This window comes from Spirilliplanes yamanashiensis, assembly GCF_016863475.1.
Classification (GTDB): Bacteria; Actinomycetota; Actinomycetes; order Mycobacteriales; family Micromonosporaceae; genus Spirilliplanes; species Spirilliplanes yamanashiensis.
In genome coordinates this window covers 16,967-42,022 of record NZ_BOOY01000002.1, presented here as the reverse complement: position 1 = coordinate 42,022, position 25,056 = coordinate 16,967, and the positions used below count along the sequence as shown (strand labels likewise).

The 25,056-nt window shown below is 74.8% G+C and carries 25 protein-coding genes; 19 read left to right on the top strand and 6 right to left on the bottom strand.

Annotation, left to right across the window (positions count from 1 at the left end; all coding sequences use genetic code 11):
• Positions 1-20: 20 nt before the first annotated feature.
• From Sya03_RS01565 to Sya03_RS01515, 11 genes are all read left to right on the top strand, one after another.
• A complete protein-coding gene (locus Sya03_RS01565) occupies positions 21-2,024 on the top strand; it encodes a S9 family peptidase (protein ID WP_203936301.1) in 2,004 nt (667 codons plus the stop codon).
• A 55-nt stretch (positions 2,025-2,079) separates the two neighbouring features.
• Positions 2,080-3,516 carry a TldD/PmbA family protein gene (locus Sya03_RS01560; RefSeq protein WP_203936300.1) on the top strand — a complete coding sequence of 479 codons (1,437 nt, stop codon included), beginning with the start codon at positions 2,080-2,082 and terminating at the stop codon, positions 3,514-3,516.
• On the top strand, positions 3,513-4,901 hold the full coding sequence (locus Sya03_RS01555; protein ID WP_203936299.1) for a TldD/PmbA family protein: 1,389 nt from the start codon (positions 3,513-3,515) through the stop codon (positions 4,899-4,901). Before Sya03_RS01560 ends, Sya03_RS01555 begins: the two co-directional genes overlap by 4 nt.
• Positions 4,902-5,044: 143 nt before the next feature.
• Positions 5,045-5,854, top strand: a complete 810-nt coding sequence (gene sdhC, locus Sya03_RS01550; RefSeq protein ID WP_203936298.1) for a succinate dehydrogenase subunit SdhC — start codon at positions 5,045-5,047, stop codon at positions 5,852-5,854.
• 14 nt (positions 5,855-5,868) lie between these two features.
• Positions 5,869-7,776, top strand: coding sequence for a fumarate reductase/succinate dehydrogenase flavoprotein subunit (locus Sya03_RS01545; RefSeq protein WP_203936297.1), 1,908 nt, complete (start codon positions 5,869-5,871; stop codon positions 7,774-7,776).
• Positions 7,776-8,807, top strand: coding sequence for a succinate dehydrogenase/fumarate reductase iron-sulfur subunit (locus Sya03_RS01540; protein ID WP_203936296.1), 1,032 nt, complete (start codon positions 7,776-7,778; stop codon positions 8,805-8,807). The genes Sya03_RS01545 and Sya03_RS01540 overlap by 1 nt, the downstream gene beginning before the upstream one ends.
• A 97-nt stretch (positions 8,808-8,904) precedes the next feature.
• On the top strand, positions 8,905-9,648 hold the full coding sequence (locus Sya03_RS01535; RefSeq protein ID WP_203936295.1) for an SDR family oxidoreductase: 744 nt from the start codon (positions 8,905-8,907) through the stop codon (positions 9,646-9,648).
• Positions 9,645-10,412, top strand: a complete 768-nt coding sequence (locus Sya03_RS01530) for an SDR family oxidoreductase (RefSeq protein ID WP_203936294.1) — start codon at positions 9,645-9,647, stop codon at positions 10,410-10,412. Before Sya03_RS01535 ends, Sya03_RS01530 begins: the two co-directional genes overlap by 4 nt.
• On the top strand, positions 10,409-11,386 hold the full coding sequence (locus Sya03_RS01525) for a phosphotransferase family protein (RefSeq protein ID WP_203936293.1): 978 nt from the start codon (positions 10,409-10,411) through the stop codon (positions 11,384-11,386). Before Sya03_RS01530 ends, Sya03_RS01525 begins: the two co-directional genes overlap by 4 nt.
• Entirely contained in the window at positions 11,386-12,579 is a 1,194-nt protein-coding gene (locus Sya03_RS01520; RefSeq protein WP_203936292.1) for an acyl-CoA dehydrogenase family protein, read from the top strand. Before Sya03_RS01525 ends, Sya03_RS01520 begins: the two co-directional genes overlap by 1 nt.
• A 13-nt stretch (positions 12,580-12,592) precedes the next feature.
• Entirely contained in the window at positions 12,593-13,192 is a 600-nt protein-coding gene (locus Sya03_RS01515; RefSeq protein WP_203936291.1) for a TetR/AcrR family transcriptional regulator, read from the top strand.
• A gap of 12 nt (positions 13,193-13,204) precedes the next feature.
• Here the strand turns inward: Sya03_RS01515 and Sya03_RS01510 are convergent, their stop codons facing one another.
• A complete protein-coding gene (locus Sya03_RS01510; protein ID WP_239107049.1) occupies positions 13,205-13,729 on the bottom strand; it encodes a CGNR zinc finger domain-containing protein in 525 nt (174 codons plus the stop codon).
• Between the two features lie 88 nt (positions 13,730-13,817).
• On the opposite strand from Sya03_RS01510, the gene Sya03_RS01505 reads away from it, so the two are divergent.
• Entirely contained in the window at positions 13,818-14,903 is a 1,086-nt protein-coding gene (locus Sya03_RS01505) for an epoxide hydrolase family protein (RefSeq protein WP_203936289.1), read from the top strand.
• 7 nt (positions 14,904-14,910) lie between these two features.
• Here Sya03_RS01505 and Sya03_RS01500 read toward each other — a convergent pair whose 3' ends face one another.
• From Sya03_RS01500 to Sya03_RS01490, 3 genes are read right to left on the bottom strand one after another with little or no spacing between them, the layout of a single operon-like run.
• Positions 14,911-15,969, bottom strand: coding sequence for an alcohol dehydrogenase catalytic domain-containing protein (locus Sya03_RS01500; RefSeq protein ID WP_203936288.1), 1,059 nt, complete (start codon positions 15,967-15,969; stop codon positions 14,911-14,913).
• Positions 15,966-17,357: an aldehyde dehydrogenase family protein gene (locus Sya03_RS01495; protein WP_239107048.1), complete on the bottom strand. Its 1,392-nt coding sequence runs from the start codon at positions 17,355-17,357 to the stop codon at positions 15,966-15,968. Before Sya03_RS01495 ends, Sya03_RS01500 begins: the two co-directional genes overlap by 4 nt.
• A 2-nt stretch (positions 17,358-17,359) precedes the next feature.
• Positions 17,360-17,980: a TetR/AcrR family transcriptional regulator gene (locus tag Sya03_RS01490; protein ID WP_203936287.1), complete on the bottom strand. Its 621-nt coding sequence runs from the start codon at positions 17,978-17,980 to the stop codon at positions 17,360-17,362.
• Positions 17,981-18,035: 55 nt separating this feature from the next.
• On the opposite strand from Sya03_RS01490, the gene fabG reads away from it, so the two are divergent.
• The 4 genes from fabG to Sya03_RS01470 all read left to right on the top strand — a co-directional run bounded on the left by fabG (position 18,036) and on the right by Sya03_RS01470 (position 21,997).
• Positions 18,036-18,794, top strand: a complete 759-nt coding sequence (gene fabG, locus Sya03_RS01485; RefSeq protein ID WP_203936286.1) for a 3-oxoacyl-ACP reductase FabG — start codon at positions 18,036-18,038, stop codon at positions 18,792-18,794.
• Positions 18,794-19,966: an acyl-CoA dehydrogenase family protein gene (locus Sya03_RS01480; protein ID WP_203936402.1), complete on the top strand. Its 1,173-nt coding sequence runs from the start codon at positions 18,794-18,796 to the stop codon at positions 19,964-19,966. The genes fabG and Sya03_RS01480 overlap by 1 nt, the downstream gene beginning before the upstream one ends.
• A complete protein-coding gene (locus tag Sya03_RS01475) occupies positions 19,963-20,397 on the top strand; it encodes a MaoC family dehydratase (protein WP_203936285.1) in 435 nt (144 codons plus the stop codon). Before Sya03_RS01480 ends, Sya03_RS01475 begins: the two co-directional genes overlap by 4 nt.
• Positions 20,398-20,515: 118 nt before the next feature.
• The gene (locus Sya03_RS01470; protein ID WP_203936284.1) at positions 20,516-21,997 is read left to right on the top strand and encodes an LPXTG cell wall anchor domain-containing protein; all 1,482 of its coding nucleotides are present in this window, start codon (positions 20,516-20,518) and stop codon (positions 21,995-21,997) included.
• Between the two features lie 53 nt (positions 21,998-22,050).
• Here the strand turns inward: Sya03_RS01470 and Sya03_RS01465 are convergent, their stop codons facing one another.
• Positions 22,051-22,473 (bottom strand): (deoxy)nucleoside triphosphate pyrophosphohydrolase, encoded by a 423-nt coding sequence (locus tag Sya03_RS01465; RefSeq protein ID WP_239107047.1) that lies wholly within the window; start codon positions 22,471-22,473, stop codon positions 22,051-22,053.
• A gap of 185 nt (positions 22,474-22,658) precedes the next feature.
• Here Sya03_RS01465 and Sya03_RS01460 point away from each other — a divergent pair, with 185 nt between their 5' ends.
• Both Sya03_RS01460 and Sya03_RS01455 read left to right on the top strand, forming a co-directional pair.
• Positions 22,659-22,970 (top strand): 4a-hydroxytetrahydrobiopterin dehydratase, encoded by a 312-nt coding sequence (locus Sya03_RS01460; RefSeq protein ID WP_203936283.1) that lies wholly within the window; start codon positions 22,659-22,661, stop codon positions 22,968-22,970.
• 31 nt (positions 22,971-23,001) lie between these two features.
• Positions 23,002-23,367, top strand: a complete 366-nt coding sequence (locus Sya03_RS01455) for a PH domain-containing protein (protein ID WP_203936282.1) — start codon at positions 23,002-23,004, stop codon at positions 23,365-23,367.
• Here Sya03_RS01455 and Sya03_RS01450 read toward each other — a convergent pair.
• Positions 23,355-24,107, bottom strand: coding sequence for a Type 1 glutamine amidotransferase-like domain-containing protein (locus Sya03_RS01450; protein ID WP_203936281.1), 753 nt, complete (start codon positions 24,105-24,107; stop codon positions 23,355-23,357). The two genes, Sya03_RS01455 and Sya03_RS01450, sit on opposite strands and share 13 nt — an antisense overlap.
• A gap of 38 nt (positions 24,108-24,145) precedes the next feature.
• Here Sya03_RS01450 and Sya03_RS01445 point away from each other — a divergent pair, with 38 nt between their 5' ends.
• Positions 24,146-25,054: an alpha/beta hydrolase gene (locus tag Sya03_RS01445; protein ID WP_203936280.1), complete on the top strand. Its 909-nt coding sequence runs from the start codon at positions 24,146-24,148 to the stop codon at positions 25,052-25,054.
• Positions 25,055-25,056 lie beyond the last annotated feature (2 nt).

Genomic DNA, 25,056 nt, shown 5'->3' with positions numbered 1-25,056 from the left:
GATCGGCGATGCTGGACGGCGTGGACTACCCCGAACTGGCCGACCGCACCGACCGCCTGCGGCACGGCGCGCCGCACGCCGTCGCCGTCGGCGGGGACGGGGCGCGGGTGTCGTTCCTGCGCACCCCCGGGGCCACGTCGTCGGCGGCGGGGCTGTGGACGTACACCGTCGCCTCGGGCGCGGAGCGGCTCGTCGCCGACCCGGGCAGGCTGATCGAGGGCGAGCCGGAGCCGCTGCCCGGCGGCATCCGCGCGTACGCCACCGACACCGCCGGGCGGATCGCCGCGTTCGCGTACGCCGAGCGGCTGTTCCGGGCCGACCTGGCCACCGGCGAGGTCGTCGAGGTGGTCACCGAGGCGCCCGTCACCGCGCCCGCGCCCGACCCGACCGGCACCCGCATCGCCTACCTGGCGGGCGGCACCGCGCTGCGCGTCGTCGGCCCGGACGGCACCGACGAGCTGCTCGCCGGCGAGCCGGGCGTCGCGTGGGGCGACTACCGCTGGTCGCCCGACGGCCGCACGATCCTGGCCCGGCGCACCGACGCCGGCCGGCTGCCGCGGCTGCGCGCGGTCGACGCCGACCACACGTTCACCCTGGCCCGGCCCGGCGGGCCCCTGCCGCGCGCCACCCTGCACCTGCTCGACCTCGACGGCGGCTGGGTCGACGTGCACTGGGACCGCGAGACCTACCCGTACGTGGCCGCCGCCCGCTGGGCCGACGGCGGGCCGCTGATCACCGTGCTGCGCCGCCTCCAGCAGCACGGCCTGGTGCTGTCCGTCGACCCGCGCACCGGCGAGACCCAGGTGCACGCCGAACTCGCCGACGCCCGCTGGGTCGAGCCCGTCGCCGGCACGCCGCGGCACCTGCCCGACGGCCGCGTCCTGGTCGGCGGGGAACTGGCCCACGACGGGTACGACGCCCGCTGCCTGTTCGCCGACGGCAGCCTGCTCACCCCGCCCGGCCTGTACGTGCGCCGCGTCGTCGGGGTGCTGCCCCGGCTCGGCTCCCCCGCCGGCACCCCCGACCTCATCGTCGAGGCCACCGACGGCGACCCCGCCGAGCAGCACGTCCTGCGCATCCGCGGCGGCGCCGACGCGGTGCGCCTCACGTCCGCCCCCGGCCGGCACGTCGCCGCGGTCGGCGGCGACCTGCTCGCCATCGGGTCGGCGTCCCCGTCGGCCGACGGCACCACCTGGACGCTGTACCGCGGCGAGTCCCGCGTCGGCGCCCTCACCTCGCACGCCACCGCCCCCGGCCTGGCCCCCGCCCCCGTCCTCGACCGGGTCACCGACCGCGCCCTGCCGGCCGGCGTGCTCTACCCGGCCCGCCACGTCACCGGCCGCCGCCTGCCCGTCCTGCTGGACGTGGGCGCGGGCCCCGGCCACCAGTCCGTCCTCGCCGACCGGGCCGCCTGGCTGGAACGCCAGTGGTTCGCCGACGCCGGGTACGCCGTCGTCAGCGTCGACGGCCGCGGCACCCCAGGCGTCGCACCGTCCTTCGAGAAGGTCGTCCACCGCCGCCTCGCCGACGTCCTGCTCGCCGACCAGGCCGACGCCCTCCACGCCCTGGCCGGCAAGCACCCCGACCTCGACCTGACCCGGGTCGCCGCCCGCGGCACCGGCCTCGGCGGCTGGCTCGCCCTGCTCGCCGCCCTGACCCGCCCCGACCTGGTCCGCTGCGCGGTCGCGCGCACCCCGGTCACCGACTGGACCCTCGCCCCGAACGACCTGGCCGAGCGCTACCTCGGCCTGCCCGAGGAGTCCCCGGGCCCGGGCGAGGTGTACGACCGGCACTGCCTGCTCGGCCTGCCCGCGTCCCCGTCCCCGGTCCTGCTCGTCCACGGCCTGGCCGACGAGACGATCGTGCCGGCGCACACCCTGGACCTGTCGGCGTCGCTGCTCGCGGCGGGCCACCCGCACGCGGTCCTGCCGGTGCGGGGCGCGGGCGCCCTCACGGACGGCTACGACGCCCTGCTGCTCCCCCAGGAACGCGCCTTCCTCACCGCCCACGTGCCGCCCGCCTGAGGACGTGCCGCGCGTTCCCGGTGGTTGTCGGCGGGGTCGCCTAGGGTCGGATCTCATGAGCCACTTCGACGAGGCGTGTACGGCCGTGCAGGCCGCCATCGACGCGGGCGCCCGGTACGCCGACGCGCGGGTCGTGCACCGGCGGTACGAGGGCATGTCGGCGCGCGACGGCGACGTCGACGAGCTGAACGCCGACGAGAGCGCCGGGATCGGCGTGCGGGCACTCGTGGGGTCGAGCTGGGGGTTCTACGCGGTGCCCGACCTGTCGGACGCGGCGGCGCGGGCGGCCGGGGCGCGGGCGGCGCGGATCGCGAAGGCGAGCGCGACGGTGCCGGGGCCGCCGGTCGACCTGGTGCCGGCGGGGGCGGGCGAGGGCACCTGGGCGAGCGAGTGCGTCGTCGACCCGCTCGGGGTGTCGCTCGCCGACAAGGGCGACCTGCTGGTGCACGCCACCGGCACGGCGAAGCGGGCGGGCGCGGACCTGGCCGAGGGGCTGTACCAGGTGTGGGACACCCGGACGTGGTTCGTGTCCAGCGAGGGGCACCGCATCGACCAGCACGTGCGCAAGTGCGGGGCGGGCCTGACGGCGTCGGTGATCGGCGACGGCGAGGTGCAGCGGCGGTCGTGGCCGAGCCACCGCGGGCAGTACGGCACGCGCGGCTGGGAGCTGGTCGACGAGATCGACCTGGCGGGCAACGCCGGGCGGATGGCCGAGGAGGCGCGGGCGCTGCTGACGGCGCCGGCGTGCCCGGCGGGCGAGACGACGCTGATCCTGGGCGGCGAGCAGCTGGCGTTGCAGATCCACGAGTCGGTGGGGCACGCGATCGAGCTGGACCGCATCCTCGGCTGGGAGGCGGCGTTCGCGGGCACGTCCTGGCTGGACCTCGACCGGCTGGGGTCGCTGCGGTACGGCTCGGAGCTGATGAACATCACCATCGACCCGACGTTCCCGGGGGCCCTGGGCAGCTTCGGCTTCGACGACGAGGGCACGCCCGCGGTGAAGCGGGACGCGGTGCGCGACGGCCGCTGGGTGGGCGTGCTGGCGGGGCGGGACTCGGCGGCGGTGGCGGGGCTGGACTACGCGGGCAGCATGCGCGCGGACGGCTGGGCGCGGATGCCGATGGTGCGGATGACGAACGTGGGCCTGGAGCCGGGGCCGCACACCCTGGACGAGATCGTCGCCGCGACCGACGACGGGGTGCTGATGGACATCAACCGGTCCTGGTCGATCGACGACAAGCGGCTGAACTTCCAGTTCGGCTGCGAGATCGGCTACGAGGTGAAGAACGGCAAGATCGGCCGGATGCTGAAGAACCCCACGTACACGGGGATCGGGCCGGTGTTCTGGCGGTCGATGGACATGCTGTCGTCGGAGACAGTGGCGTGGGGCACCCCGAACTGCGGCAAGGGCCAGCCGGGCCAGATCGGCCACACGGGACACCCGGCCGCCCCGGCCCGGTTCACCAACGTCCGGGTGGGGGTGCGCGCGTGAGTGCGGAGCTGGATCTGGCGACGCGGGTGGTGGCGGCGGTGCGGCAGCTGCCGGGCGCGGAGGCCGAGGTGTGGGTGCTGCACACGGCGCAGGCGCTGACCCGGTTCGCGAACTCGGCGATCCACCAGAACGTCGCCGACGCGAGCACGACGGTGCGGCTGCGGCTGCACCTCGACGGGCGCACGAGCACCGGCTCGACGACCGTGACCACCCCGGACGGGCTGCGCGCCATGGTGGACCGCACGGTGGCCGCGGCCCGGCTGACGCCGCGCGACCCGGGCTGGGCGGGGCTGACGCCGCCGACGGCGCTGCCGGCCGGGCCGGACGGGATCACGCTGGGCTGCGGGTACGACACGGCGACGGCGCAGGCCAGCCCGGCCGAGCGGGCGGTGCGGGTGCGGGACTTCGTGCGGGCGGCGGGCGGGCTGGAGACGGCCGGGTACTGCCGCACGACGTACCGGTCGGCGGCGTTCGCGAACAGCGCCGGGCACGCGGTCGAGGGCCGCGCGGCGGAGGCGGCGATGGACGGCATCGCCCGGCTCGACGGGGCGGACGGCGTCGCCCGCACCGCCGGCGGGCGCATCGCGGACGTGGACGGCGCGGCCCTGGGCGAGCGGGCGGCCGCGAAGGCGCGGGCGGGCGGCGCGCCGGTGGAGCTGCCGCCGGGCCGCTACGAGGTGGTGCTGGAGCCGGCCGCGGTGGCCGACGTGCTGCAGCAGCTCGCCTACGTCGGCTTCAACGGCAAGGTCTACACGGAGCGGCAGTCGTTCGCGGAGCCGGGCGCGCAGCAGTTCGACCTGTCGGTGACGATCACCGAGGAGCCGCCGGGCGAGCTGGGGCTGCCGTTCGACGCGGAGGGCACCCCGCGGGGGCCGCTGACGCTGGTCGAGGACGGCGTGACCCGCGGCCTGACCCACGACCGGCGCACCGCCGCCGAGGCCGGCCACGCCCCCACGGGCCACGCCACGCCGGGAGCGCGCTCGTTCGGGCCGATCGCCACGCACCTGCGGCTGGCGCCCGGCCCGGGTTCGCCGCCGGTGGACGCCGGGCCGGTGGTCGACCCGTCGGCGGCGCCGCTGCTGGGCCGGGTCGAGCGGGGGCTGCTGGTCAGCGACTTCTGGTACACCCGGGTGCTGGACACCAAGAACATGTCCATCACCGGGCTCACCCGCAACGGCGTGTGGCTCGTCGAGGACGGCGAGGTCACGGCCGCGGTGGGCAACCTGCGGTTCACGCAGTCGTACACGCAGGCGCTGGGACCGGGCCAGGTGCTCGGGTACGGCACGGGCACGTCGGTGCAGCCGGAGCGGTGGGCGGGGTCGTGGTACGAGGCCCCGGCCGTGCACCTGCGCTCGTGGAACGTCACCGGAAACGCGTCCGGCTGACCGGCCGGACGTCCAGGAGTGACCTTGTCCACAACGCCGGGAAGGGAAGGTTTCCCTTACCTGCTCGGTGACGTCATCGCGGCGTAACGTGTGGGCGATCACATACGGCCCGGCTCCTTCCCGGGCGCCGTCAGGGAGACAACATGACGACTACGGCATCGAGGCCGGGTGCGAAGCCGCGTGCCGCCATCGCGGCCAGGACGTTGCGCACCGATCGCTGGTGGGTGCCGCCGCTGGGCATCGCGGCGATCCTGCTGTTCTTCATCGCCTACGCCACCGTCCGGATCTTCATGGCGAAGTGGTACTTCGTCCCGGAGCACAACTACCTGACGCCGCTGTACTCGCCCTGCGTGGCGGAGAACTGCGTGCCCGGGTCGTCGCACTTCGGCACGTGGCTGCCGGCGCTGCCGTTCTTCATCCCGCTGGGCATCATCGCGTTCCCGATCGTCGCCGGCTTCCGCGTGACCTGCTACTACTACCGCAAGAGCGGCTACCGCTCGCTGTGGGCGTCGCCGCAGGCCTGCGCCGTCAAGGAGCCGCACACGAAGTACACCGGCGAGACCCGGTTCCCGCTGATCTTCATGAACGCGCACCGCTACTTCTGGTACCTCGCGTTCGCCGTGCTGCTGATCAACTTCTACGACGCCGCGCTCGGCTTCAAGGGCACCGACGGCGGCTTCGGCATCGGCCTCGGCACCGTGATCATCTGGGTCAACGTCCTGGCCCTGGCCGGCTACACGCTGTCCTGCCACGTGTGCCGGCACATCACCGGCGGCCGGCTCAAGCACTTCTCCAAGCACCCGCTGCGGTACAAGTTCTGGACCTTCGTGTCCAAGCTGAACGCCAAGCACGGCACGTACGCGATGACGTCGCTGTTCACCGTCATCCTGACCGACGCCTACATCATGGCGGTCTCGGCCGGCTGGTTCTCCGACCTGCGGTTCATCAACTGAGGGCCTGACTACAGATGACGACACGGATCGAACGACACCACTACGACGTCGTCGTGATCGGGGCCGGCGGCGCCGGCCTGCGCGCGGCGATCGAGGCGCGGCTGGCGGGCAAGCGCACCGCGATCATCAGCAAGTCGCTGTTCGGCAAGGCGCACACGGTCATGGCCGAGGGCGGCGCCGCGGCGGCGATGGGCAACGTGAACAGCCGCGACAACTGGAAGGTGCACTTCGGTGACACCATGCGCGGCGGCAAGTTCCTGAACAACTTCCGCATGGCGGAGCTGCACGCCAAGGAGGCGCCGGAGCGCATCTGGGAGCTGGAGACGTACGGGGCGCTGTTCGACCGTACGAAGGACGGCAAGATCTCCCAGCGCAACTTCGGCGGCCACGAGTACCCGCGGCTCGCGCACGTGGGCGACCGCACCGGCCTGGAGCTGATCCGCACGCTGCAGCAGAAGATCGTGTCGCTGCAGCAGGAGGACAAGCGCAAGCACGGCGACTACGAGGCGAAGATCAAGGTCTTCTCGGAGACCACGATCACCGAGCTGCTGCTCGACGGCGACCGCGTCGCCGGGGCGTTCGGCTACGTCCGCGAGTCGGGCGAGTTCCTGCTGTTCGAGACGCCGGCCGTGGTGCTGGCGACGGGCGGCGTGGGCAAGTCGTACAAGGTCACGTCGAACTCGTGGGAGTACACCGGCGACGGCCACGCCCTGGCCCTGCGCGCCGGCGCGACGCTGATCAACATGGAGTTCCTGCAATTCCACCCGACCGGCATGGTCTGGCCGCCGTCGGTGAAGGGCATCCTGGTCACCGAGAGCGTGCGCGGCGACGGCGGCGTGCTGAAGAACTCCGACGGCAAGCGCTTCATGTTCGACTACGTCCCCGACGTGTTCCGCCACCAGTACGCGGACACCGAGGAGGAGGCGGACCGCTGGTACACCGACCCGGACAACAACCGGCGCCCGCCGGAGCTGCTGCCCCGGGACGAGGTGGCCCGCGCGATCAACAGCGAGGTCAAGGCGGGCCGGGGCACCCCGGCCGGCGGCGTGTTCCTCGACATCGCGAGCCGCCTGACGCCCGCGGAGATCCAGCGCAAGCTGCCGTCGATGTACCACCAGTTCAAGGAGCTGGCGGACGTCGACATCACCAAGGTGCCGATGGAGGTCGGGCCGACCTGCCACTACGTGATGGGCGGCGTCGAGGTCGACCCGGACACGACGGCCGCGCACGGGCGGGTCGAGGGTCTGTTCGCCGCGGGCGAGGTGTCCGGCGGCATGCACGGCTCCAACCGCCTCGGCGGCAACTCGCTGTCCGACCTGCTGGTGTTCGGCAAGCGGGCGGGCGAGCACGCGGCCGCGTACACCGACTCGCTGCCGAAGCGGCCGAAGCCGGCGGCGGCCGACGTGGAGGCCGCGGTCTCCGCCGCGCTGGCGCCGCTGAGCCGGGAGAACGGCGAGAACCCGTACACGTTGCAGCAGGACCTGCAGGCGGTGATGGGCGACCTGGTCGGCATCATCCGGCGCGAGGCCGAGCTGACCGACGCGCTGAAGCGGCTCCAGGAGCTGAAGCGGCGGGTGGCGAACGTCAGCGCGGTCGGCGGCCGCAAGTACAACCCGGGCTGGCACCTGGCCCTCGACCTGCGCAACATGCTGGTCGTCAGCGAGTGCACGGCGATGGCGGCGCTGGAGCGGGAGGAGTCGCGCGGCGGGCACACCCGCGAGGACTTCCCGAAGATGAGCCCGGAGTGGCGCCAGGTCAACCTGGTGTGCGCGCTCGACGGCGACGACGTGGTGCTGGAGCGCAAGCCCGTGCCGAAGATGCGCAGCGAGCTGATCACGCTGTTCAAGCGCACCGAGCTGAGCAAGTACCTGACCGACGACGAGCTGGCCGAGTTCGACGCGCTCAGCGGGGAGGCGAAGTAATGGGCAGCACGCGCAAGTTCCGCGTCTGGCGCGGCGACGAGAACGGCGGCGACCTGCAGGACTTCCAGGTGGAGGTCAACGAGGGCGAGGTCGTCCTCGACGTCATCCACCGGCTGCAGGCCACCCAGACGCCCGACCTGGCGTGCCGGTGGAACTGCAAGGCCGGCAAGTGCGGCTCGTGCTCGATGGAGATCAACGGCATGCCCAAGCTGGGGTGCATGACGCGGATGTCCACGTTCACCGAGGACGAGACGGTCACGATCACGCCGCTGCGCACGTTCCCGGTGATCCGCGACCTGGTCACGGACGTGAGCTACAACTACGAGAAGGCCCGCGAGACGCCGGCGTTCGCGCCGCCCGCGGGCGTGGCGCCGGGCGACTACCGGATGCAGCAGGTCGATGTGGAGCGCTCGCAGGAGTTCCGCAAGTGCATCGAGTGCTTCCTCTGCCAGAACACCTGCCACGTGGTGCGCGACCACGAGGAGAACAAGCCGGAGTTCTCGGGTCCGCGGTACTTCATCCGGGCCGCCGAGCTGGACATGCACCCGCTCGACGCCAAGACCGACCGCAAGGAGTACGCCCAGGCCAGCATGGGCATGGGCTACTGCAACATCACGAAGTGCTGCACCGAGGTGTGCCCCGAGCACATCAAGATCACGGACAACGCCATCATCCCGATGAAGGAACGCGTGATCGACCGCAAGTTCGACCCGCTGGTGTGGCTGGGCCGCAAGATCCTGCGCCGCGACCAGCTGAACGGCCAGGGCCAGGGCCTGGACGCCCCGAGCGGCAAGCCGGCGGGGGTCACCGGGCACGCCAAGGGCGTGGGGCCGACGAGCGCCCGCCTGCCCGAGCCGCCGGACCTGCAGGAGGACGGCAAGCTGGCGCTGACGGAGATCACGTTCGACCGGCCGGCGGCGCCGTCGCCGTTCGGTGAGGACGTGTCGTTCCCGATGCGCGGCACCAGCTACGTGCACCCGGACCGGCAGCGCGAGACGTCGCCGGAGGACGAGGGCACGCAGGCGCACTGACGGCACGAGAGCACGACGCAGGGGCGTTCCCACACGGGGGCGCCCCTGCGTCGTCGGTCCGGGTTAGGTTGGGTCGCACAACTCCTCGGGAGGCCGGATGGGTGCAGTGGCGATCGTGACGGGGGCCAGCCGGGGCATCGGCCTGGCGGTGGCCCGGCGGCTGGTGGCGGACGGGGCGCGGGTGTGCGTGACCGGCCGCGACCCGGACGCGCTGGCCGCGGCGGTCGAGACGCTCGGCGGGCCGGAGCACGCGCTCGGCGTCCGCGGCCGCGGCGACGACCCCGACCACCGGGCCGAGGTCGTCGCCCGGGCCGGCGAGGCGTTCGGGCCGGTCACCGCGCTGGTCAACAACATCGGCATCAACCCCGCGTTCGGGCCGCTGCGCGACCTCGACCTCGGCGCCGCCCGCAAGATGTTCGAGGTGAACGTGCTCGGCACACTCGGCTGGGTGCAGGCGGCGCTCGGCGCGGGGCTGGCCGACCCGGGCGGGGTGATCGTCAACGTGTCGTCGGTGGCGGGGCTGCAGCCGTCGCCCGGCATCGGTTTCTACGGGCTCACCAAGGCGGCGCTCATCCACCTGACCGCAGAGCTGGCCGTGGAGCTGGGGCCGCACGTGCGGGTCAACGCGGTCGCCCCGGCCGTGGTGAAGACCCGGTTCGCCACCGCCCTGTACGAGGGGCGCGAGGAGAAGGTGGCGGCGGCGTACCCGCTGCGCCGGCTCGGGGTGCCCGAGGACGTGGCCGGCGCGGTGGCGTTCCTGTGCTCGCTTGACGCGGCGTGGATCACCGGGCAGACGCTGGTCGTCGACGGCGGCGTGACGCTCACCGGGCAGGCCGGGTGAGGCCGGGCGCGGCGGTCGTCGTCACAGGCGCCGGCTCCGGCATCGGGGCCGCCCTGGCCCGGCGGTTCGCGGCCGGCGGCGCCCGGGTGGTCGTCAACGACCGGGACGCGGCGGCCGCCGCGGCGGTGGCGGAGCGGATCGGCGGCCACGCGGTGCCCGGCGACGTGGGCTCCGAGGCGTTCACGGCGGAGCTGGTCGCCGCCGCCTACGACCTGGCCGGCGGCTGCGACCTGTTCTGCGCCAACGCGGGCGTCGCCCCGCACGGCGGCGCGGACGCCACCGACGCCGACTGGGCGCTGGCCTGGCAGGTCAACGTCCTGTCCCACGTGTACGCGGCGCGCGCCCTGCTCCCCCGCTGGCTCGGCGCGGGCGGCGGACGGCTGGTCGTCACCGTGTCGGCGGCCGGGCTGCTGACGATGCTGGGCAGCGCCCCGTACGCGGTCAGCAAGCACGCGGCGCTCGCCTTCGCCGAGTGGCTGCGGGCCACGTACGCGCACCGCGGCGTCGTCGTGCAGGCGCTGTGCCCGCAGGGCGTGCGCACGCCCATGCTGGACAGCGCCGGCGACGTCGGCCAGGCGCTGATGGGCGCCACCGCGATCAGCGCCGACGAGGCCGCCGAGGCGGTGGCCCGGGCGCTCGACGGCGACGAGTTCCTGATCCTGCCGCACCCCGAGGTGGGCGAGTGGTACCGCAACCGGGCGGCCGACCCGGACCGCTGGCTCGCCGGCATGAACCGGCTCCAGCAGGGGCTGGAGGCCCGGTGACCGGCCCGCCCGGCCTCGACCTCGACCGGCTGGCCGCGTACCTGGGCACCGGGCCGCTCACCGCGGAGCTGTTCGGCGGCGGCCGGTCCAACCTGACGTACGCCGTCACCGACGGCACGCAGCGGTGGGTGCTGCGCCGCCCGCCGCTGGGGCACGTGCTGCCCACCGCCCACGACATGGCCCGCGAGCACCGGGTCATCGGCGCGCTGTCGGCGGCCGGGTTCCCGGCGCCCCGGCCGATCCGGCTCTGCGCCGACCCGGACGTCGTCGGGGCCCCGTTCTACCTGATGGAGCACGTGGACGGCGAGATCGTCCGGTCCGCCGACCGGCTCGCCGCCCTGGGCGCCCGGCAGACCACGCTGTCCCTGGTGGACACCCTCGCCGACCTGCACGCCCTCGACCCGGCCGCGATCGGCCTCGGCGACTTCGGCCGCCCCGAGGGCTTCAACGCCCGGCAGGTGCGGCGGTGGAAGCAGCAGCTCGACGCGTCCCGCAGCCGCGACGTGCCCGGCCTGGCCGAGCTGCACGCCCGGCTCGCCGCGGCGGTGCCCGCCGGCGGGCCCGGCACCGTCGTGCACGGCGACTTCCGCCTCGACAACGTGCTGCTCGGCCCGGCCGGCGAGATCCGCGCGGTGCTCGACTGGGAGATGAGCACGCTCGGCGACCCGCTCGGCGACCTCGCCCTCACGCTGGTGTACGCGGGCCAGCCGCTGCTCGCCGGCGGCCGCGTCCCGCTGGCGGTGCCCGGCCACCCGGCGACCGCCGAGCTGGGCGGGCACTACGCGCGGCGCACCGGCCGCGACGCCTCCGACCTGCACTGGTACGTGGCGTTCGCCGCGTTCAAGCTGGCGGTGATCCTCGAGGGCGTGCACTACCGCTACGTGGGCGGCAAGACCGTCGGCGAGGGGTTCGAGACGGTCGGGGCGCTCGTGGCGCCGCTGGTCGCCCAGGGACACGAGGCGCTGGAGGGCTGATGGACTTCGCGTACGACGCGGTCACCGAGGACTACCGCGCACGGTTGACGTCCTTCATGGACGCGCACGTGTACCCCGCCGAGGCGTCGTGGGAGTCCGCCGGCTGGTCCCCGCCGCCCGGGCTGCGGGCGCTGCAGTCCGCCGCGCGGGAGGCGGGCCTGTGGAACCTGTTCCTGCCCGGCGAGCACGGGGCCGGGCTGACCAACCTGCAGTACGCGCCGCTCGCCGAGATCACCGGCCGCAGCCCGGCCATCGCCCCGGCCGCCCTGAACTGCGCCGCCCCCGACACCGGCAACATGGAGCTGCTCGCCGAGTTCGGCAGCGCCGAGCAGCAGCGGCGGTGGCTGCGGCCGCTGCTCGACGGCGAGATCCGCTCCGCGTTCGCCATGACCGAGCCGCAGGTCGCCTCGTCGGACGCCACCACCATCGGCACCCGCATCGAGCGCGACGGCGACGAGTACGTGATCACCGGCCGCAAGTTCTACATCTCCGGCGCGATGAACCCGGCCTGCGCGGTGTTCATCGTGATGGGCAAGACCGACCCCGGCGCCGACCGGCACCGCCAGCAGAGCATGGTGCTCGTCCCCCGCGACACCCCCGGCGTCACGGTCGAGCGGGGCATGACCGTCTTCGGGTACGACGACGGCGACCACGGCGGGCACGCCGAGATCAGCTTCGACCGCGTCCGGGTGCCCGTGTCGAACCTGATCGGCGCGGAGGGCGCCGGCTTCGCGATCGCCCAGGCCCGGCTCGGGCCCGGCCGCATCCACCACTGCATGCGGCTGGTCGGCATGGCCGAGCGGGCGCTGGAGCTGATGTGCGTCCGGGCACTGACCCGCAGCCCGTTCGGCCGGCCGCTGGCCGAGCAGGGCGTCGTGCGCGAGTGGATCGCCGAGTCGCGGGTGCGCATCGAGCAGGCCCGGCTGCTGGTGCTCAAGGCCGCGTGGCTGATGGACACCGTCGGCAACCGCGGCGCCCACACGGAGATCCAGGCCATCAAGATCATCGTTCCGGCCGCGGTCGAGTGGATCGTCGACAAGGCCGTGCAGACCCACGGCGCCGCCGGCGTCGGCCAGGACACCCCGCTCGCCCGGCTGTGGAGCCAGGCCCGCGTGCTGCGCCTGGCCGACGGGCCCGACGAGGTCCACAAGCGCTCCCTCGCCCGGCGTGAACTGGACCGCCACCGGCGTTAGGCTGCGAGGCGCGATGGAGACGAATCAGGCGACCGGACGCGTGGACGGCCGCACCGCGCGCACCGAACGCACCCGTGCGGCCATCGTCGAGGCGACCCTGGCGCTGATCCGCGAAGGCGACCTGCGCCCCACGGCGGAGCGCATCGCCGAGCGCGCCGGCATCTCGCTGCGCGGCCTGTGGACGAAGTTCAAGGACATGGAGACGCTCATCGGCGCCGCCGGGGAGCGCGTCCTGCAGCTGCAGATCGCCGCCACCGAACCCATCCCGCCGGCGCTGCCGCTGCCCCGGCGCATCGACGAGTTCTGCCGGCAACGCGCCCGCCTGCTCGAACACGTCGCCCCGTCGGCGCGCGCCGCCGCCGTCAAGGAACCGTTCTCGGCCCAGCTGCGCCACACCCGCCGCCGCCACCTCGACCTGGTCCGCTCCCAGCTGGAGGACCTGTTCGGCGCGGAACTCGACCGGCTCGGCCCGGACCGCGACGCCACCGTGCACGCCCTGACGGCGGCGGCGACCTGGTCGGCGTGGTCGGTCCACCGCGACGTCCTCGGCCTCGACCCGGACGCGGCCCGCGAGGCCATGACCCGCACGGTCACCGCCCTGCTGACCCGCTGACCCGCGCCGCCGTCACCGGGCGCCCTGGTGGCGCTCGCGGTAGGTGCGCGTCTTCTGCCGGTTGCCGCAGATCTCCATGGCGCACCAGCGGCCCCGGCCGCTGCGGGACGTGTCGTGGAACGCCCAGCGGCAGTCCGGCGCCGCGCACAGCCGCACCCGCCGCCAGTCGCCCCGGGCCGCGCCCTGCGCCACGGTCTCGACGATCTCGTCCAGCCACGCCCGGCCGGACCGGGCGGCGATCCGCAGGCCGCCCGACGGCTCCGGGACGAGGCGCAGCGGGCAGTCCGTGAGTGCCGCGGTGCCGTCCGGCTCACCGGCGAGGACGCGGCGCAGCGCCGTGCGCAGCGCGACGGTGGCATTGAGGTCGGCCGGCCGGAGCGGGCCGTCCGCGCCGGGCAGGCCGTGCGCCGCCAGCCAGTCCGCCAGCGCCCGCGGGGAGGTGAGGTGCTCGGCGGCGACGTGCGTCTCCCCGTGCCGGCTGAACGTCCTGCGGTCGACCGTGTTCAGGAAGTCCACGATCACGTCGAGGGTGGCCACGACACCACTGTAACGGTTGTCCGGTGTTGACTCGACGGCGACACCGGTATTAGCGTTAACCGGTGTCGGCAACCGAGGGAGGGACACCATGACCCACGACCCCGCGGCGCCCCAGGCGACCGCCCCGCACGTCCTCGACGACCTCCGCGCCCGGCTGCGCGCCTTCCGGCCGGTGCCCCTGCCCGGCGGCCTCGGCTGGCGGCGCGGCGTCGACCCGGACTACCTCGCCGACCTGGTCGGCCACTGGGCGCACGCCTACGACTGGCGCGTCCACGAGGACCGCCTGCGCCGCCTGCCGTGGACGCTGACGGCCACCCGGGCGATCCACCAGCGCTCGGCGCGCGCCGACGCCACGCCGGTGCTGCTGCTGCACGGCTGGCCCGACTCGGTGCTGCGCTTCGAGCGCGTGCTGCCCCTGCTCACCGACCACCACGTCGTCGTGCCGTGCCTGCCCGGCTTCCCGTTCGCCGCGCCCGTGCCCGGCGCCGGCATGTCCGCCGCCGAGATGGCCGGCGCGGTCGCCGAGACGATGGCCGCCCTCGGCCACGACCGGTACGTGGTGTCGGCCGGCGACGTGGGCTGCGACGTCGCGGAGGAGCTGGCCGCCCGCCACCCCGAGCGGGTCGCGGCGCTGCACCTCACCGACGTCTCCCAGCACCACTTCCTCACCGGCCTGCCCGACGACCTGTCGGAGACCGAGCGCGCGTACGTCCGGCACGGCCGCGACTGGCAGGCCCGCGAGGGCGGCTACATGCACGAGCAGTCCACCAAGCCGCACACGCTCGCCGCCGCCCTCGGCGACTCCCCCGCCGGGCTGGCCGCCTGGCTCGTCGAGAAGCTGCGCGGCTGGACCGACTGCGACGGCGACGTGGAGTCCGTCTTCACCCGCGACGAGCTGCTGACCTGGGTGACGGCGTACTGGGTCACCGGCGCCATCGGCACGTCCTTCACGCCGTACGCCACGGCCGGCGCCGCGCCCGCCGGCGTCACGCCGCCCGCGGTCTTCACGATCTTCCCGCGCGACCTGGTGAACGCCCCCCGCGAGTTCGCCGAGCGGTTCTTCGACGTGCGCGTCTGGCGCGAGGAGTCCCGGGGCGGCCACTTCGCGGCGTGGGAGCAGCCGGAGCGCTACGCGGCCGGCGTGCACGACGCCGTCCGGCTCGCGGCCGGCTGACGCGCCCTCAGAACAGCACGACGGAGCGCGCGCCCTCACCCCGGGACATCCGCTCGAACGCGGCCGGGACGCCGTCGAGGCCGATCCGGCCGGTGACGAGGAAGCGCAGGTCCAGCGCGCCCGACAGCACCTCGGCGGCGAGCAGCGGCACGTCGCGGTCCGGGTCGGAGGAGCCGTAGACCGAGGAGCGCAGCGTGCGGGCCGAGTGGAAGATCTCCAGGGCGCCGAGTTCGACCATGTCGTCCTTGGCGCCCATGCCCACGACCGTCACCGTGCCGCCGCGGCGGGTGGCGCGCCAGGCCGCCCGGATGGTCGCGGACCGGCCGACGCACTCGAACGCGTGGTCGGCGCCGCGGCCCTCGGTGAGGGCGCGGACGGTGCGGCTGAGGGTGTCGTCGGAGACGACGAACTCGGTGGCGCCCGCGGCGAGCGCCAGGTCGCGCTTGCCGGGCGCGACGTCCGCGGCGATCACGGGTCCGGCGCCCGCCGCGCGGGCCGCCGCGACGGCGGCCAGGCCGACGCCGCCGAGGCCGATGACGAGCACGGACTGGCCGGGGGCGACGGCGGCGGTGGTCCGCACGGCGCCGGTGCCGGTGAGCACGGCGCAGCCGAGCAGGGCGGCCTGCTCCCACGGCAGCTCCGGCGGGACGGCGACGGCCGCCGCGGCCGGCACGACGACCTCCTCGGCGAGCGCGCCCAGGCCGAGGGCGACGGGCGGGCCGTCGCCGCGGGGCACCGCGGGGGCGGCGGTCGCCGCGCACAGCCACGGTTCGCCGTGGGTGCAGAACCAGCACGCCCGGCAGGCGGGCGCCCAGTTCAGCACGACGTGCTCGCCGACGCGGGCCGCGGGCACGCCGGGGCCGGCCTCGACCACCTCGCCGGCGGCCTCGTGGCCCAGCACCAGGGGGTACGGGACCCGCACGGTGCCGTCCAGCATGGACAGGTCGGAGTGGCACACGCCGGCGGCGCGCACCCGCACCCGCACCTGGCCGTCCCCGACGGGCGGCAGGTCCACCTCGGTCACCGACACGGCGCCCCGGCCGGTGGCGACGACGGCGCGGGTCATCGCTGGATCGCCTTGAGCTGCTGGAACTCGGCGAGGCCGTGCGGGCCGAGTTCGCGGCCGAGGCCGGACTGCTTGTAGCCGCCGAACGGCGCCAGCGGGTTGAACGCGGCGCCGTTGACGTCGACGGCTCCGGTGCGCAGGCGCCGGGCCACGGCGAGCGCCCGGTCCGGGTCGGCGGACCAGACGCCGCCGGCCAGCCCGTACCGGGAGTGGTTGGCGATGGCGACGGCCTCGTCGTCGGTGTCGAACGGCATGATCGCCAGGACCGGCCCGAAGACCTCCTCCTGGGCGAGCGCGCTGCCGGGGTCGACGTCGGCGAAGACGGTGCCGGCGACGTAGTGCCCGCGGCCGGGCACCGGGGCGTCGAGCCCGCCGCTGACCAGGCGGGCGCCGTCGGCCTCGGCGCGGGCGATGTGTCCGCGCACCCGGTCGCGCTGGGCGGCGGACACGAGCGGCCCGAGGCGGGTGGCGGGGTCGAACGGGTCGCCGGCGGTGTACCCGGCGGCGGCCTCGGCGGCGAGCGCCACCGCCCGGTCGTACGCGTCGCGGTGCACGAGCATCCGGGTCCACGCGGTGCACGTCTGGCCGGAGTTGAGGAACGCGTTGCCGACGCCCACCTTGACGGCGCGGGCCACGTCGGCGTCGGCGAGCACGATGTTGGCGGACTTGCCGCCCAGCTCCAGCGCGACCCGGGCGATGCGGTCGGCGGCGGCGTGCGCGACGCCCCGGCCGACGGCGGTGGAGCCGGTGAACGACACCATGTCGACGCCGGGGTGCGCGGCGATCGCCTGGCCCACGACCGGCCCGGTGCCGGTGACCAGGTTGAGCACGCCGGGCGGGAAGCCGGCGGCGTGCACGGCCTCGAACAGCAGCCCGGCGACCAGCGGGGTCAGCTCGCTGGGCTTGAGCACCACGGTGCAGCCGGCCAGCACGGCGGGGGCGAGCTTCGCGACGACCTGGTGCAGCGGGTAGTTCCACGGCGTGATGGCGCCGACGACGCCGACGGGTTCGCGGACGACCAGCGAGTGGCCGATCTCCTCGTCGGGCTGCGGCGCGCTGTCGGCGTACCCGCGCAGGACCGTCAGCGGCAGACCGACCTGGACCCGCGTCGCGACCTTGAGCGGGGTGCCCAGCTCGCGCGCGATCGTGTCGGCCAGCTCGCCGGCGCGCGCGGCGAGCGCGCCGTGCAGGCGGTCGAGGGCGGCCCGGCGCTCGGCGAACGGCGTCGCGGCCCAGCCGTCGAACGCGGCGCGGGCGGCCGCGACGGCGGCGTCGACGTCGGCCGCGGTGCCCGCCGCGCAGTGCCCGACTGTCTCGCCGGTGGCCGGGTTCTCCACGGCGATCGTGTCCCGGCCCGGCGTCCACGCGCCGTCGATGTAGAGCTGCACGGTCAGTTCCCCTTCGATCGGTCGAGCCCGTCGATGAGCAGGTCGAGGCCCAGGTCGAACGCGCCGGAGTCGACGCTGTGCCGGTGCCCGGCCAGCAGGTGCGCCTGGCTGAGGTGCGGGTACTGCTCGGCGTACACGGCCGGGTCCTCGGCGAAGCCGGCGGCGAACGAGCCGAGGGCGGAGCCGGTGACGAGGTAGCGCATGAGCGCGCCGATGTGGGTGGCGCGGGCGGGCGGCCAGCCCGCGCGGACGAGCCCGCCGTAGACGGCGTCGGCCATGGCGAGCGCGCCCGGCCGCCGCCCGGGGCCGCGGGCCAGATACGGGACGATGTTCGGGTGCGCGGCGAGCGCGGCCCGGTACGAGTGGCCCCACCGGCGCAGCGCCTCGCGCCAGTCGCAGGTCTCGAACGCGGACACGTCGACGGTGGCGACGACCGCGTCGGCGACGGCGTCGAGGATGTCGTCCTTCGTGGCGAAGTGGTTGTACAGCGACGGCCCCTGCACGCCCAGCTCGGCGGCGAGCCGCCGGATCGACACCGCGTCGAGGCCCTCGGCGTCGACCAGCGCGGCGGCGGCGTCGACGATGCGCTGCCGGCTGAGCAGCGCCCGGCGCGGTCTCGGCATCGCGGTCTCCGATCGGCTCTGGACGCCATAAAACTTACACCGCTAGTTTAGGTGCATGACACAGCCGACACAGCGCGTCGCGGTCGTCACCGGCGGCGCCCAGGGCATCGGGGCGGCCACCGCCCGCCGGCTCGCCGCGCGCGGCGACACCGTCGCCGTCGTCGACCTGACCGCCGAGCGCGGCCGGGCGGTCGTCGAGGAGATCACCGCGGCGGGCGGGTCCGCCGCCGCGTACGGGTGCGACGTCACCGACGAGGTCGCCGTCGCCGCCACCGTCGACGAGATCGCCGAGACGCACGGCGGGCTGGACGTGCTGGTCAACAACGCCGGCATCACCCGCGACAACCTGCTGTTCAAGATGAGCGCGCAGGAGTGGAACGCCGTGCTCAACACGAACCTGACCAGCATGTTCCTGTGCTGCCAGGCGGCGCAGAAACACATGGTGGCGGCGCGGTACGGCCGGATCGTCAACCTGAGCAGCCGCTCCGCGCTCGGCAACCGCGGCCAGGTCAACTACGCCGCCGCCAAGGCCGGTGTGCAGGGCCTCACCGCCACCCTCGCCATCGAGCTGGGCCCGTTCGGCATCACCGTCAACGCGGTCGCGCCCGGCTACATCGCCACCGCGATGACCGCCGCCACCGCCGAACGCGTCGGCGCCACCCCCGAGCAGCACCAGGAGCTGGTCGCCGCGCAGACCCCGCTGCGCCGGGTCGGCCGGCCCGAGGAGGTCGCCGCCGTCATCGCGTTCCTCAGCGGCGACGACGCGTCGTACGTCAGCGGCCAGACCCTGTACGTCAACGGAGGCGCCCGATGATCGACTTCTCCCTGGACGACGAGCAGCGCGCCATCCGCGACACCGCCCGCGCGTTCGTGACCCGCGAGGTGATGCCGCTGGAGGCCGAGCTGCTGCGCCGCGAGCGCCGGCACGAGCCCGGCATCACCCGCGACGAGCTGCGCGAGCTCCAGCTGAAGGCCCGCACGTTCGGCTTCTGGGGCATGGACACCCCGGAGGAGTACGGCGGCATGGCGCTCCCGGCGGTCGTCCAGTCGCTGATCTGGACCGAGATCGGCCGCACCTACGTGCCGTTCCGGTTCGGCGGCGAGGCCGACAACATCCTGTTCGAGGCGAACGACGCGCAGCGCGCCGAGTACCTGATCCCCACCATCGAGGGCGAGCGGATCTCCTGCTTCGCGATCACCGAGCCGGGCGCGGGCTCCGACGCCGCGAACATCCGGCTGGCCGCCCGGCGCGACGGCGACGACTGGGTCCTCAACGGCGAGAAGACGTTCATCACCAACGGCAACGACGCCGACTTCGCGATCGTCGTCGCGGTCACCGACCCGGAGAAGGGGGTGCGCGGCGGCGGCACCACAGCCTTCCTCGTCGACCGGGCGATGGGCTGGCGCTCGGAGTTCATCCAGACCATGGGCGAGGGCGGGCCGGCGTCGCTGGTGTTCTCCGACGTGCGGGTGCCGTCCCGCAACATCCTCGGCGAGCTGGGGCGCGGCTTCGAGCTGGGCATGCGCTGGATCGGCAAGGGCCGCTACCTGATCCCGTCGCACGCGTTGGGCACCGCGGAGCGCGCCCTGGGCATGGCGATCGAGTACGCCAACACCCGGGAGACGTTCGGCCGGCCGATCGGCGCGAACCAGGCGATCCAGTGGATGATCGCCGACTCGGAGACCGAGCTGGAGGCCGCCCGCTGGCTGGTCCTGCGCGCCGCCTGGACGGTCGACCAGGGCACCGACCCGCGGCACGCGTCGTCGATGGCGAAGCTGTACGGGGCGGGCATGGTCAACCGGGTCGTCGACCGGGTCCTGCAGATCCACGGCGGCATGGGCTACACCCGCGAGCTGCCCATCGAACGCTGGTACCGGCAGGTGCGGTTGCTGCGCATCTACGAGGGCACCGACGAGATGCAGCGCCTGATCATCTCCCGCGACCTGCTGCGCGGGTACACGAAGCTCGGAGGGCACCTGGCATGAGGATCGAGGACGTGCACGTGGGCGACACGTTCGGACCGGGACCGTGGCTGGCGGTCGAGCAGTCGCGGATCGACGCGTTCGCCGGCGCCACCGGCGACGACCAGTGGATCCACGTCGACCCGGCGCGGGCGGCGGCCGGCCCGTTCGGCGGCACGGTGGCCCACGGGTACCTGACGCTGTCGCTGCTGCCGCTGCTCGCCCGCGACCTCTACACGTTCGAGGGCCTGACGATGGCGCTCAACTACGGGCTGAACAGGGTCCGCTTCCCCGCCCCGCTGCCGTCCGGCGCGTCGGTGCGCGCCACCGCCGAGGTGGTGTCGCTGGAGCCGGCCGGCGGCGCCGTGCAGCTCGTCATGCGGGTGACCGTGCACAGCGACCGCGGCGAGAAGCCGGTGTGCGTGGCCGAGACGGTGAGCCGCCTCTACCCCTGACCATGTTTGTCCGCATTTGTACACCTCGATCGGCGTAACCGATCAGGACATCGGCGACGGCCGTGATCGGCCGTCGTTGTCCAGGGCCGTAGGAACGACGCTCAGCCCCGGAGGTCCGATGACCAGGTTCCGCCGCCTCGCCGCCACCCTCGCCGCGGCCGGCATCGCCGGCGCCGTCGCCGTCCCGGCCGCGCCCGCCCGCGCCGCCACCGGCGGCTGCGACCGGCTGCGCGGCCACGGCGCGACGGCCGGCGCCGACCTGCTGCGCGTGCAGGCACTGAACCTACGCCCCCTCGGGCTGCCCGTCGGCCCGCTCGCCGACCTGCGCGTCGCCTCCACCCGCGCCGGGCACGCCGCCGGCACCTCGTCCGCCGTCGCCCGGGCGCTCGACGCGAAGCTGCTCGGCGTCGGCCTGCCGCCCCAGCTCACCCGCGAGGTCGGGCAGCAGGCCCCGCCGGACAACCCGCGGCCCGCCACCTCCGACCTCGTCGCCACCAAGGCCGGGCCGCTCACCCTCGGCGCCGCCCGCACCACCGCGCACGCCCGCACCTGCGCCGCATCCCGCGCCGAGGCCCGCCTGCTCGACGCCGCCGTGCTGCCCGGCCGGCGCGGCACCGCGGTGGCCGGCGTCCCGGCCAGCCTGCGCGGCTGGAGCAGCACCGGCGTCGAGCACGACGGCTACGCCGCCCGCTCCGTCGCCGCCGCCGGCATCGCGCTCGCCGAACTGCACCTGCTCGACGGCGCCGTCACCGTCAAGGTCCTCAGCGAGCCGTCGCTGACCGTCAGCACCGCCGGCACGCCGTCGTCGGCGCGGGTCCGGTACGCCGCCCCCGTCCTCCAGGTCACCGGCGCCGGCGTCAGCCGCCGCATCGACGGCGGCGGCGAGTCCGTCGACGTCCCGCTGCCCGGCCGCGCCGACCCCGTCCGCGGCCTGCTCGGCACCGCCCTCGCCCCGGTCACGTCCGCCGGCCGCGCCACCGCCCCCACCCTGCCCGGCCTCGACGAGCGGGCCGCCGTCCCGCTGCTGCCCGACGGCACCCCGCAGTCCGGCGAGTCGGCCACCCCGCCGCGCGGCGGCTCGCTGCTGCGCGTGTCCGTCGGCGACCTGCAGCAGATCGTCCGCGGCAACGCCGTCGCCGCGAAGGCCGCGTCGCTGCGCATCGAGCTGGTCAGCGCGGGCGCCGGCAACGGCGGCGGCAGCGTCCTGCTCGACCTGGGCGTCGGCATGCTGGAGGCCGCCGCGGTCGCGCCGGTCCCGGGCGGCCGTGCCCCGGGTGCTCCGGGGGCCCCGGGCGCCCCGACCGATGCCCCGGCCGCTCCCCCGGCGCCGGCCCCCGCCGCCGCGCCCGCCGCGCCCGGGTCGCCCGCCGCGCCCGGGTCGCCCGGCGGTGCGCCGGAGGCGGCCCCCGTCGCCGTTCCCGCCGCGCCCGACACCACGCCCGTGGCCGCCGCGGACCGGCCCGAGGAGGGCACCGGCGGTGGCGGCGGCGCGGACCTGCCGCTGACCGGCGCGAGCGCCGGCGCGGCCGTCCTCGCCGGCCTGGCCCTGCTCCTCGCCGGCGCCCTCTTCCTCGCCGTCGGCCGGCGCCGCCGCGCCTGACGCCCCGCCCCGCCCGCCTGACGTCCCGCCTTGCTGCCGCCGTTCCCCGGGTCCTACGCCAGGAACGGCGGCAGCGCCGCGACGATCGGCGCGTCCGCCGGCAGCCACACGACGTCGGCCAGCTCGTCCGCGCCCAGCCAGCGCATGTCGGAGTGCTCCAGCGCCTTCGGCTCGTCGCCGTCGACCAGCCGCGCCGCGTACACCCGTAGCACCGCGCGCCCGTGCGCCAGCGACACCGACGGGCCCACCTGCGCCCCGATCTCGACCCGGACGCCCAGCTCCTCGACGCACTCGCGCGCCAGCGCCTCCACGTCGGACTCGCCCGGCTCGACCTTGCCGCCCGGGAACTCCCAGCGCCCCGCCACCTCGGGCGGCGACGTGCGCTCACAGGCCAGCACCCGGCGGTCATCGATGATGGCGGCGCCCACGATCACCCGTGGTGACGGCGAGCCGCTGACCTGACGTTTGTTCCCCACGAGGCACCAGCGTGCCACGAAATATGGTCCGAATGGGCTGCCCGAGCCGTCCCGTCTGTCGCAAGAACACTACAAATGTGAGCGTGGACAGGCAGGCCGGAGAGCACAAGTATTGAGGGCACCGACCATGACGACACGGCGACAGTTTGGCCACAAGCCGGCAACGACGCCAGGAGGGTGTGGCGATGCGAGCCCGGTGGAAGAGCCGCCCGAGGCCCGACTACCTGTCCGACGCCCTGACGCTGCTGAGCGGGTGGACCCGCGACGGTGTGCAGATCAAGCGCGTCCTGCCCATCGACGACTTCCAGCATGCCGCCCTGACCGAACGTGTCAAGGTTGCGGCCGACGCCCTGCGCCTGCGCCCCGAGATCCGCCGCCTCGACGGCCGCACCCAGATCTCCCTCGGCGCCACGGACGGCGGCGCGATCACCGCCGGCGAGGTCGCCCTGGCCGCCCGCATCGAGGACGCGTACCGCACGGTCACCGGCCGCCAGTGACGGGTGGCGCCGCCCCCGTAGCCTCGGGATCATGGCTGCCGACGTCATCTACGACCACAAGGACCAGCTCAAGCAGATCCGCAGCGGCCTGCTCGAGGGCGAGCAGATCATCGCGGTCTACGACGCCGTCGGTGTCGGCACCGGGTTCATCGGGCTGACCGACCGGCGGGTGATCGTGCAGGACAAGTCGTTCGTCGGCAAGAAGGTCGCGCTGACCAGCATTCCGTACGCGCGGATCACCAGCATCAGTGTGGTCAGCGACCGGTCGTGGGGCGGGTCGTTCTTCTCGTCCAGTGCCATCGCCATCCACGTCGGCACGCACACCTACGAGGTGGAGTTCCGGGGCGACCAGAAGGCCCACCACGTGCACAACGTGGTGCTGCACTACATCTCCTGAGCCGCCTCGGGCAGCAGCCGGGTCTCCAGGCGCTCCTCCACGACGGTGCCGTCGTCGGAACGGCGCAGTTCCCAGCCGTAGGCGCCGGGGCGCTCGGCCACCACCTCGGCCAGGGTCTCGCCGCGGTAGACCAGCGCGGCCCAGTTGTCGGTGGCGTAGCCGTCCGGCAGCGTGCCCGCCCCGACAAGCCGCTGCATGAGCGGGCGCCGCTGTTCCTCGCCGTCGTAGTGCACGCCGTTGGAGTACGGCAGGAAGCCGAGGCCGGCGGTGAACGGGCGCAGCGCCGGGCCGAAGCTGTCGGTGGTGCCGCCGACGTGCCAGCACAGTGAGCCCGCCGAGACGCCGCCCAGCACCACGCCGGCCTGCCAGCATTCGCGGAGGATGTCGTCGAGGCCGTGGGCGCGCCACACGGCGACCAGGTTGGCGACGCTGCCGCCGCCGACCCAGATGACGTCCTGGGCGAGCAGGTGGGCGCGGACGTCCTCGACGTTCGGCATCGGGAACAGGGCGAGGTGGGACGGTTCGAAGCCGGCGCGGGTGAACGCCGGGTACATGGCGGCCAGCAGGTCGGCGGGGTCGCCGGTGGCCTGGTTGAGGAAGCAGATGCGCGGGCGGGCGCCGGCGCCGGCCAGGTCGGCGGCGTACCGGAAGACGGGTCCGGGACGCCAGTCCAGCGGCCCGCGGCCGATGCTGCGGAACCCGATGCTGGAGGCGACGATCGTGGGCGAGTCGGCTGTCACGACCTCTTTCTACCCGCCGACCCGCTAGCGTGCGACGCATGGGGATCAGCCGGCGACGCCTGCTGCTGGGCGGGGCCGCGGGGGCGGTCGCCGTGGGCGCGGGCGGCCTCGGGCTGGTCGAGGCCCGGGTGGTGCCGGGCCGCAGCGTCCTCGACCGGGCCGTGGGCCGGTGTGACGTCGAGGTGCCGCCGGCGACCGTGGCGCCCGGCCTGCAGCAGACCGGCACGTTCGACTCGGCGCTGCGCCGGCAGCGGGTGAGCTGGGTGGTGGCGTACCCGCCGGGCGCGCAGCCGGGCGCGAAGCTGCCGGTCTGCCTGGTGCTGCACGGCTACGGGGCGACGGCGGCGACCGCGATCGGCGCGGCGGCGTACGACCGGCACCTGGCCACCCACGTGGCGGGCGGCGGCGACCCGTTCGTGCTGGCCGCGATGGACGGCGGCGACGGCTACTGGCACCCGCACGACGGGGACGACCCGCTGGGCGCCCTGCTGCGGGAGTTCGTCCCGATGCTCGCCGGGCGCGGCCTGCGCACGGACCGGCTGGCCGCGATCGGCTGGTCGATGGGCGGGTACGGGGCGATGCTGTGCGCGCTGACCGACCCGCAGCGGTTCGTGGCGGTGGCGGCGAGCGCCCCGGCGATCTGGCGCTCGTACGACGAGGCGCGGGCGGTCAACGCGGGCGCGTTCGCCTCGGCGCAGGAGTGGGCCCGCTACGACGTGCTGGCCCAGGCGCACGCGCTGAGCCGGGTGCGGGTGCGCATCGACTGCGGGGAGTCGGACCCGTTCGCGCCGGCGGTGCGGGACCTGCGGGACCGGCTGCCCGACTCGTCGGTTGTCCGTTTCACGCAAGGTTGTCACGACAACGCGTACTTCTCGTCCGTCGCCCCGGATCAGCTCAAGCTGGTCGGCGTTGCCTTGACCGGCGGCGTCGAGATGACCGGAAAATAGCC

Bases quoted from the DNA above. Each gene is read 5' to 3' on its own strand.
- Sya03_RS01560 (WP_203936300.1), top strand. From the start codon at position 2,080: ATGAGCCACTTCGACGAGGCGTGTACGGCCGTGCAGGCCGCCATCGAC.
- sdhC (WP_203936298.1), top strand. From the start codon at position 5,045: ATGACGACTACGGCATCGAGGCCGGGTGCGAAGCCGCGTGCCGCCATC.
- Sya03_RS01545 (WP_203936297.1), top strand. From the start codon at position 5,869: ATGACGACACGGATCGAACGACACCACTACGACGTCGTCGTGATCGGG.
- Sya03_RS01540 (WP_203936296.1), top strand. From the start codon at position 7,776: ATGGGCAGCACGCGCAAGTTCCGCGTCTGGCGCGGCGACGAGAACGGC.
- Sya03_RS01535 (WP_203936295.1), top strand. From the start codon at position 8,905: ATGGGTGCAGTGGCGATCGTGACGGGGGCCAGCCGGGGCATCGGCCTG.
- Sya03_RS01520 (WP_203936292.1), top strand. From the start codon at position 11,386: ATGGACTTCGCGTACGACGCGGTCACCGAGGACTACCGCGCACGGTTG.
- Sya03_RS01515 (WP_203936291.1), top strand. From the start codon at position 12,593: ATGGAGACGAATCAGGCGACCGGACGCGTGGACGGCCGCACCGCGCGC.
- Sya03_RS01505 (WP_203936289.1), top strand. From the start codon at position 13,818: ATGACCCACGACCCCGCGGCGCCCCAGGCGACCGCCCCGCACGTCCTC.
- Sya03_RS01500 (WP_203936288.1), bottom strand. From the start codon at position 15,969: ATGACCCGCGCCGTCGTCGCCACCGGCCGGGGCGCCGTGTCGGTGACC.
- Sya03_RS01490 (WP_203936287.1), bottom strand. From the start codon at position 17,980: ATGCCGAGACCGCGCCGGGCGCTGCTCAGCCGGCAGCGCATCGTCGAC.
- fabG (WP_203936286.1), top strand. From the start codon at position 18,036: ATGACACAGCCGACACAGCGCGTCGCGGTCGTCACCGGCGGCGCCCAG.
- Sya03_RS01475 (WP_203936285.1), top strand. From the start codon at position 19,963: ATGAGGATCGAGGACGTGCACGTGGGCGACACGTTCGGACCGGGACCG.
- Sya03_RS01470 (WP_203936284.1), top strand. From the start codon at position 20,516: ATGACCAGGTTCCGCCGCCTCGCCGCCACCCTCGCCGCGGCCGGCATC.
- Sya03_RS01460 (WP_203936283.1), top strand. From the start codon at position 22,659: ATGCGAGCCCGGTGGAAGAGCCGCCCGAGGCCCGACTACCTGTCCGAC.
- Sya03_RS01455 (WP_203936282.1), top strand. From the start codon at position 23,002: ATGGCTGCCGACGTCATCTACGACCACAAGGACCAGCTCAAGCAGATC.
- Sya03_RS01445 (WP_203936280.1), top strand. From the start codon at position 24,146: ATGGGGATCAGCCGGCGACGCCTGCTGCTGGGCGGGGCCGCGGGGGCG.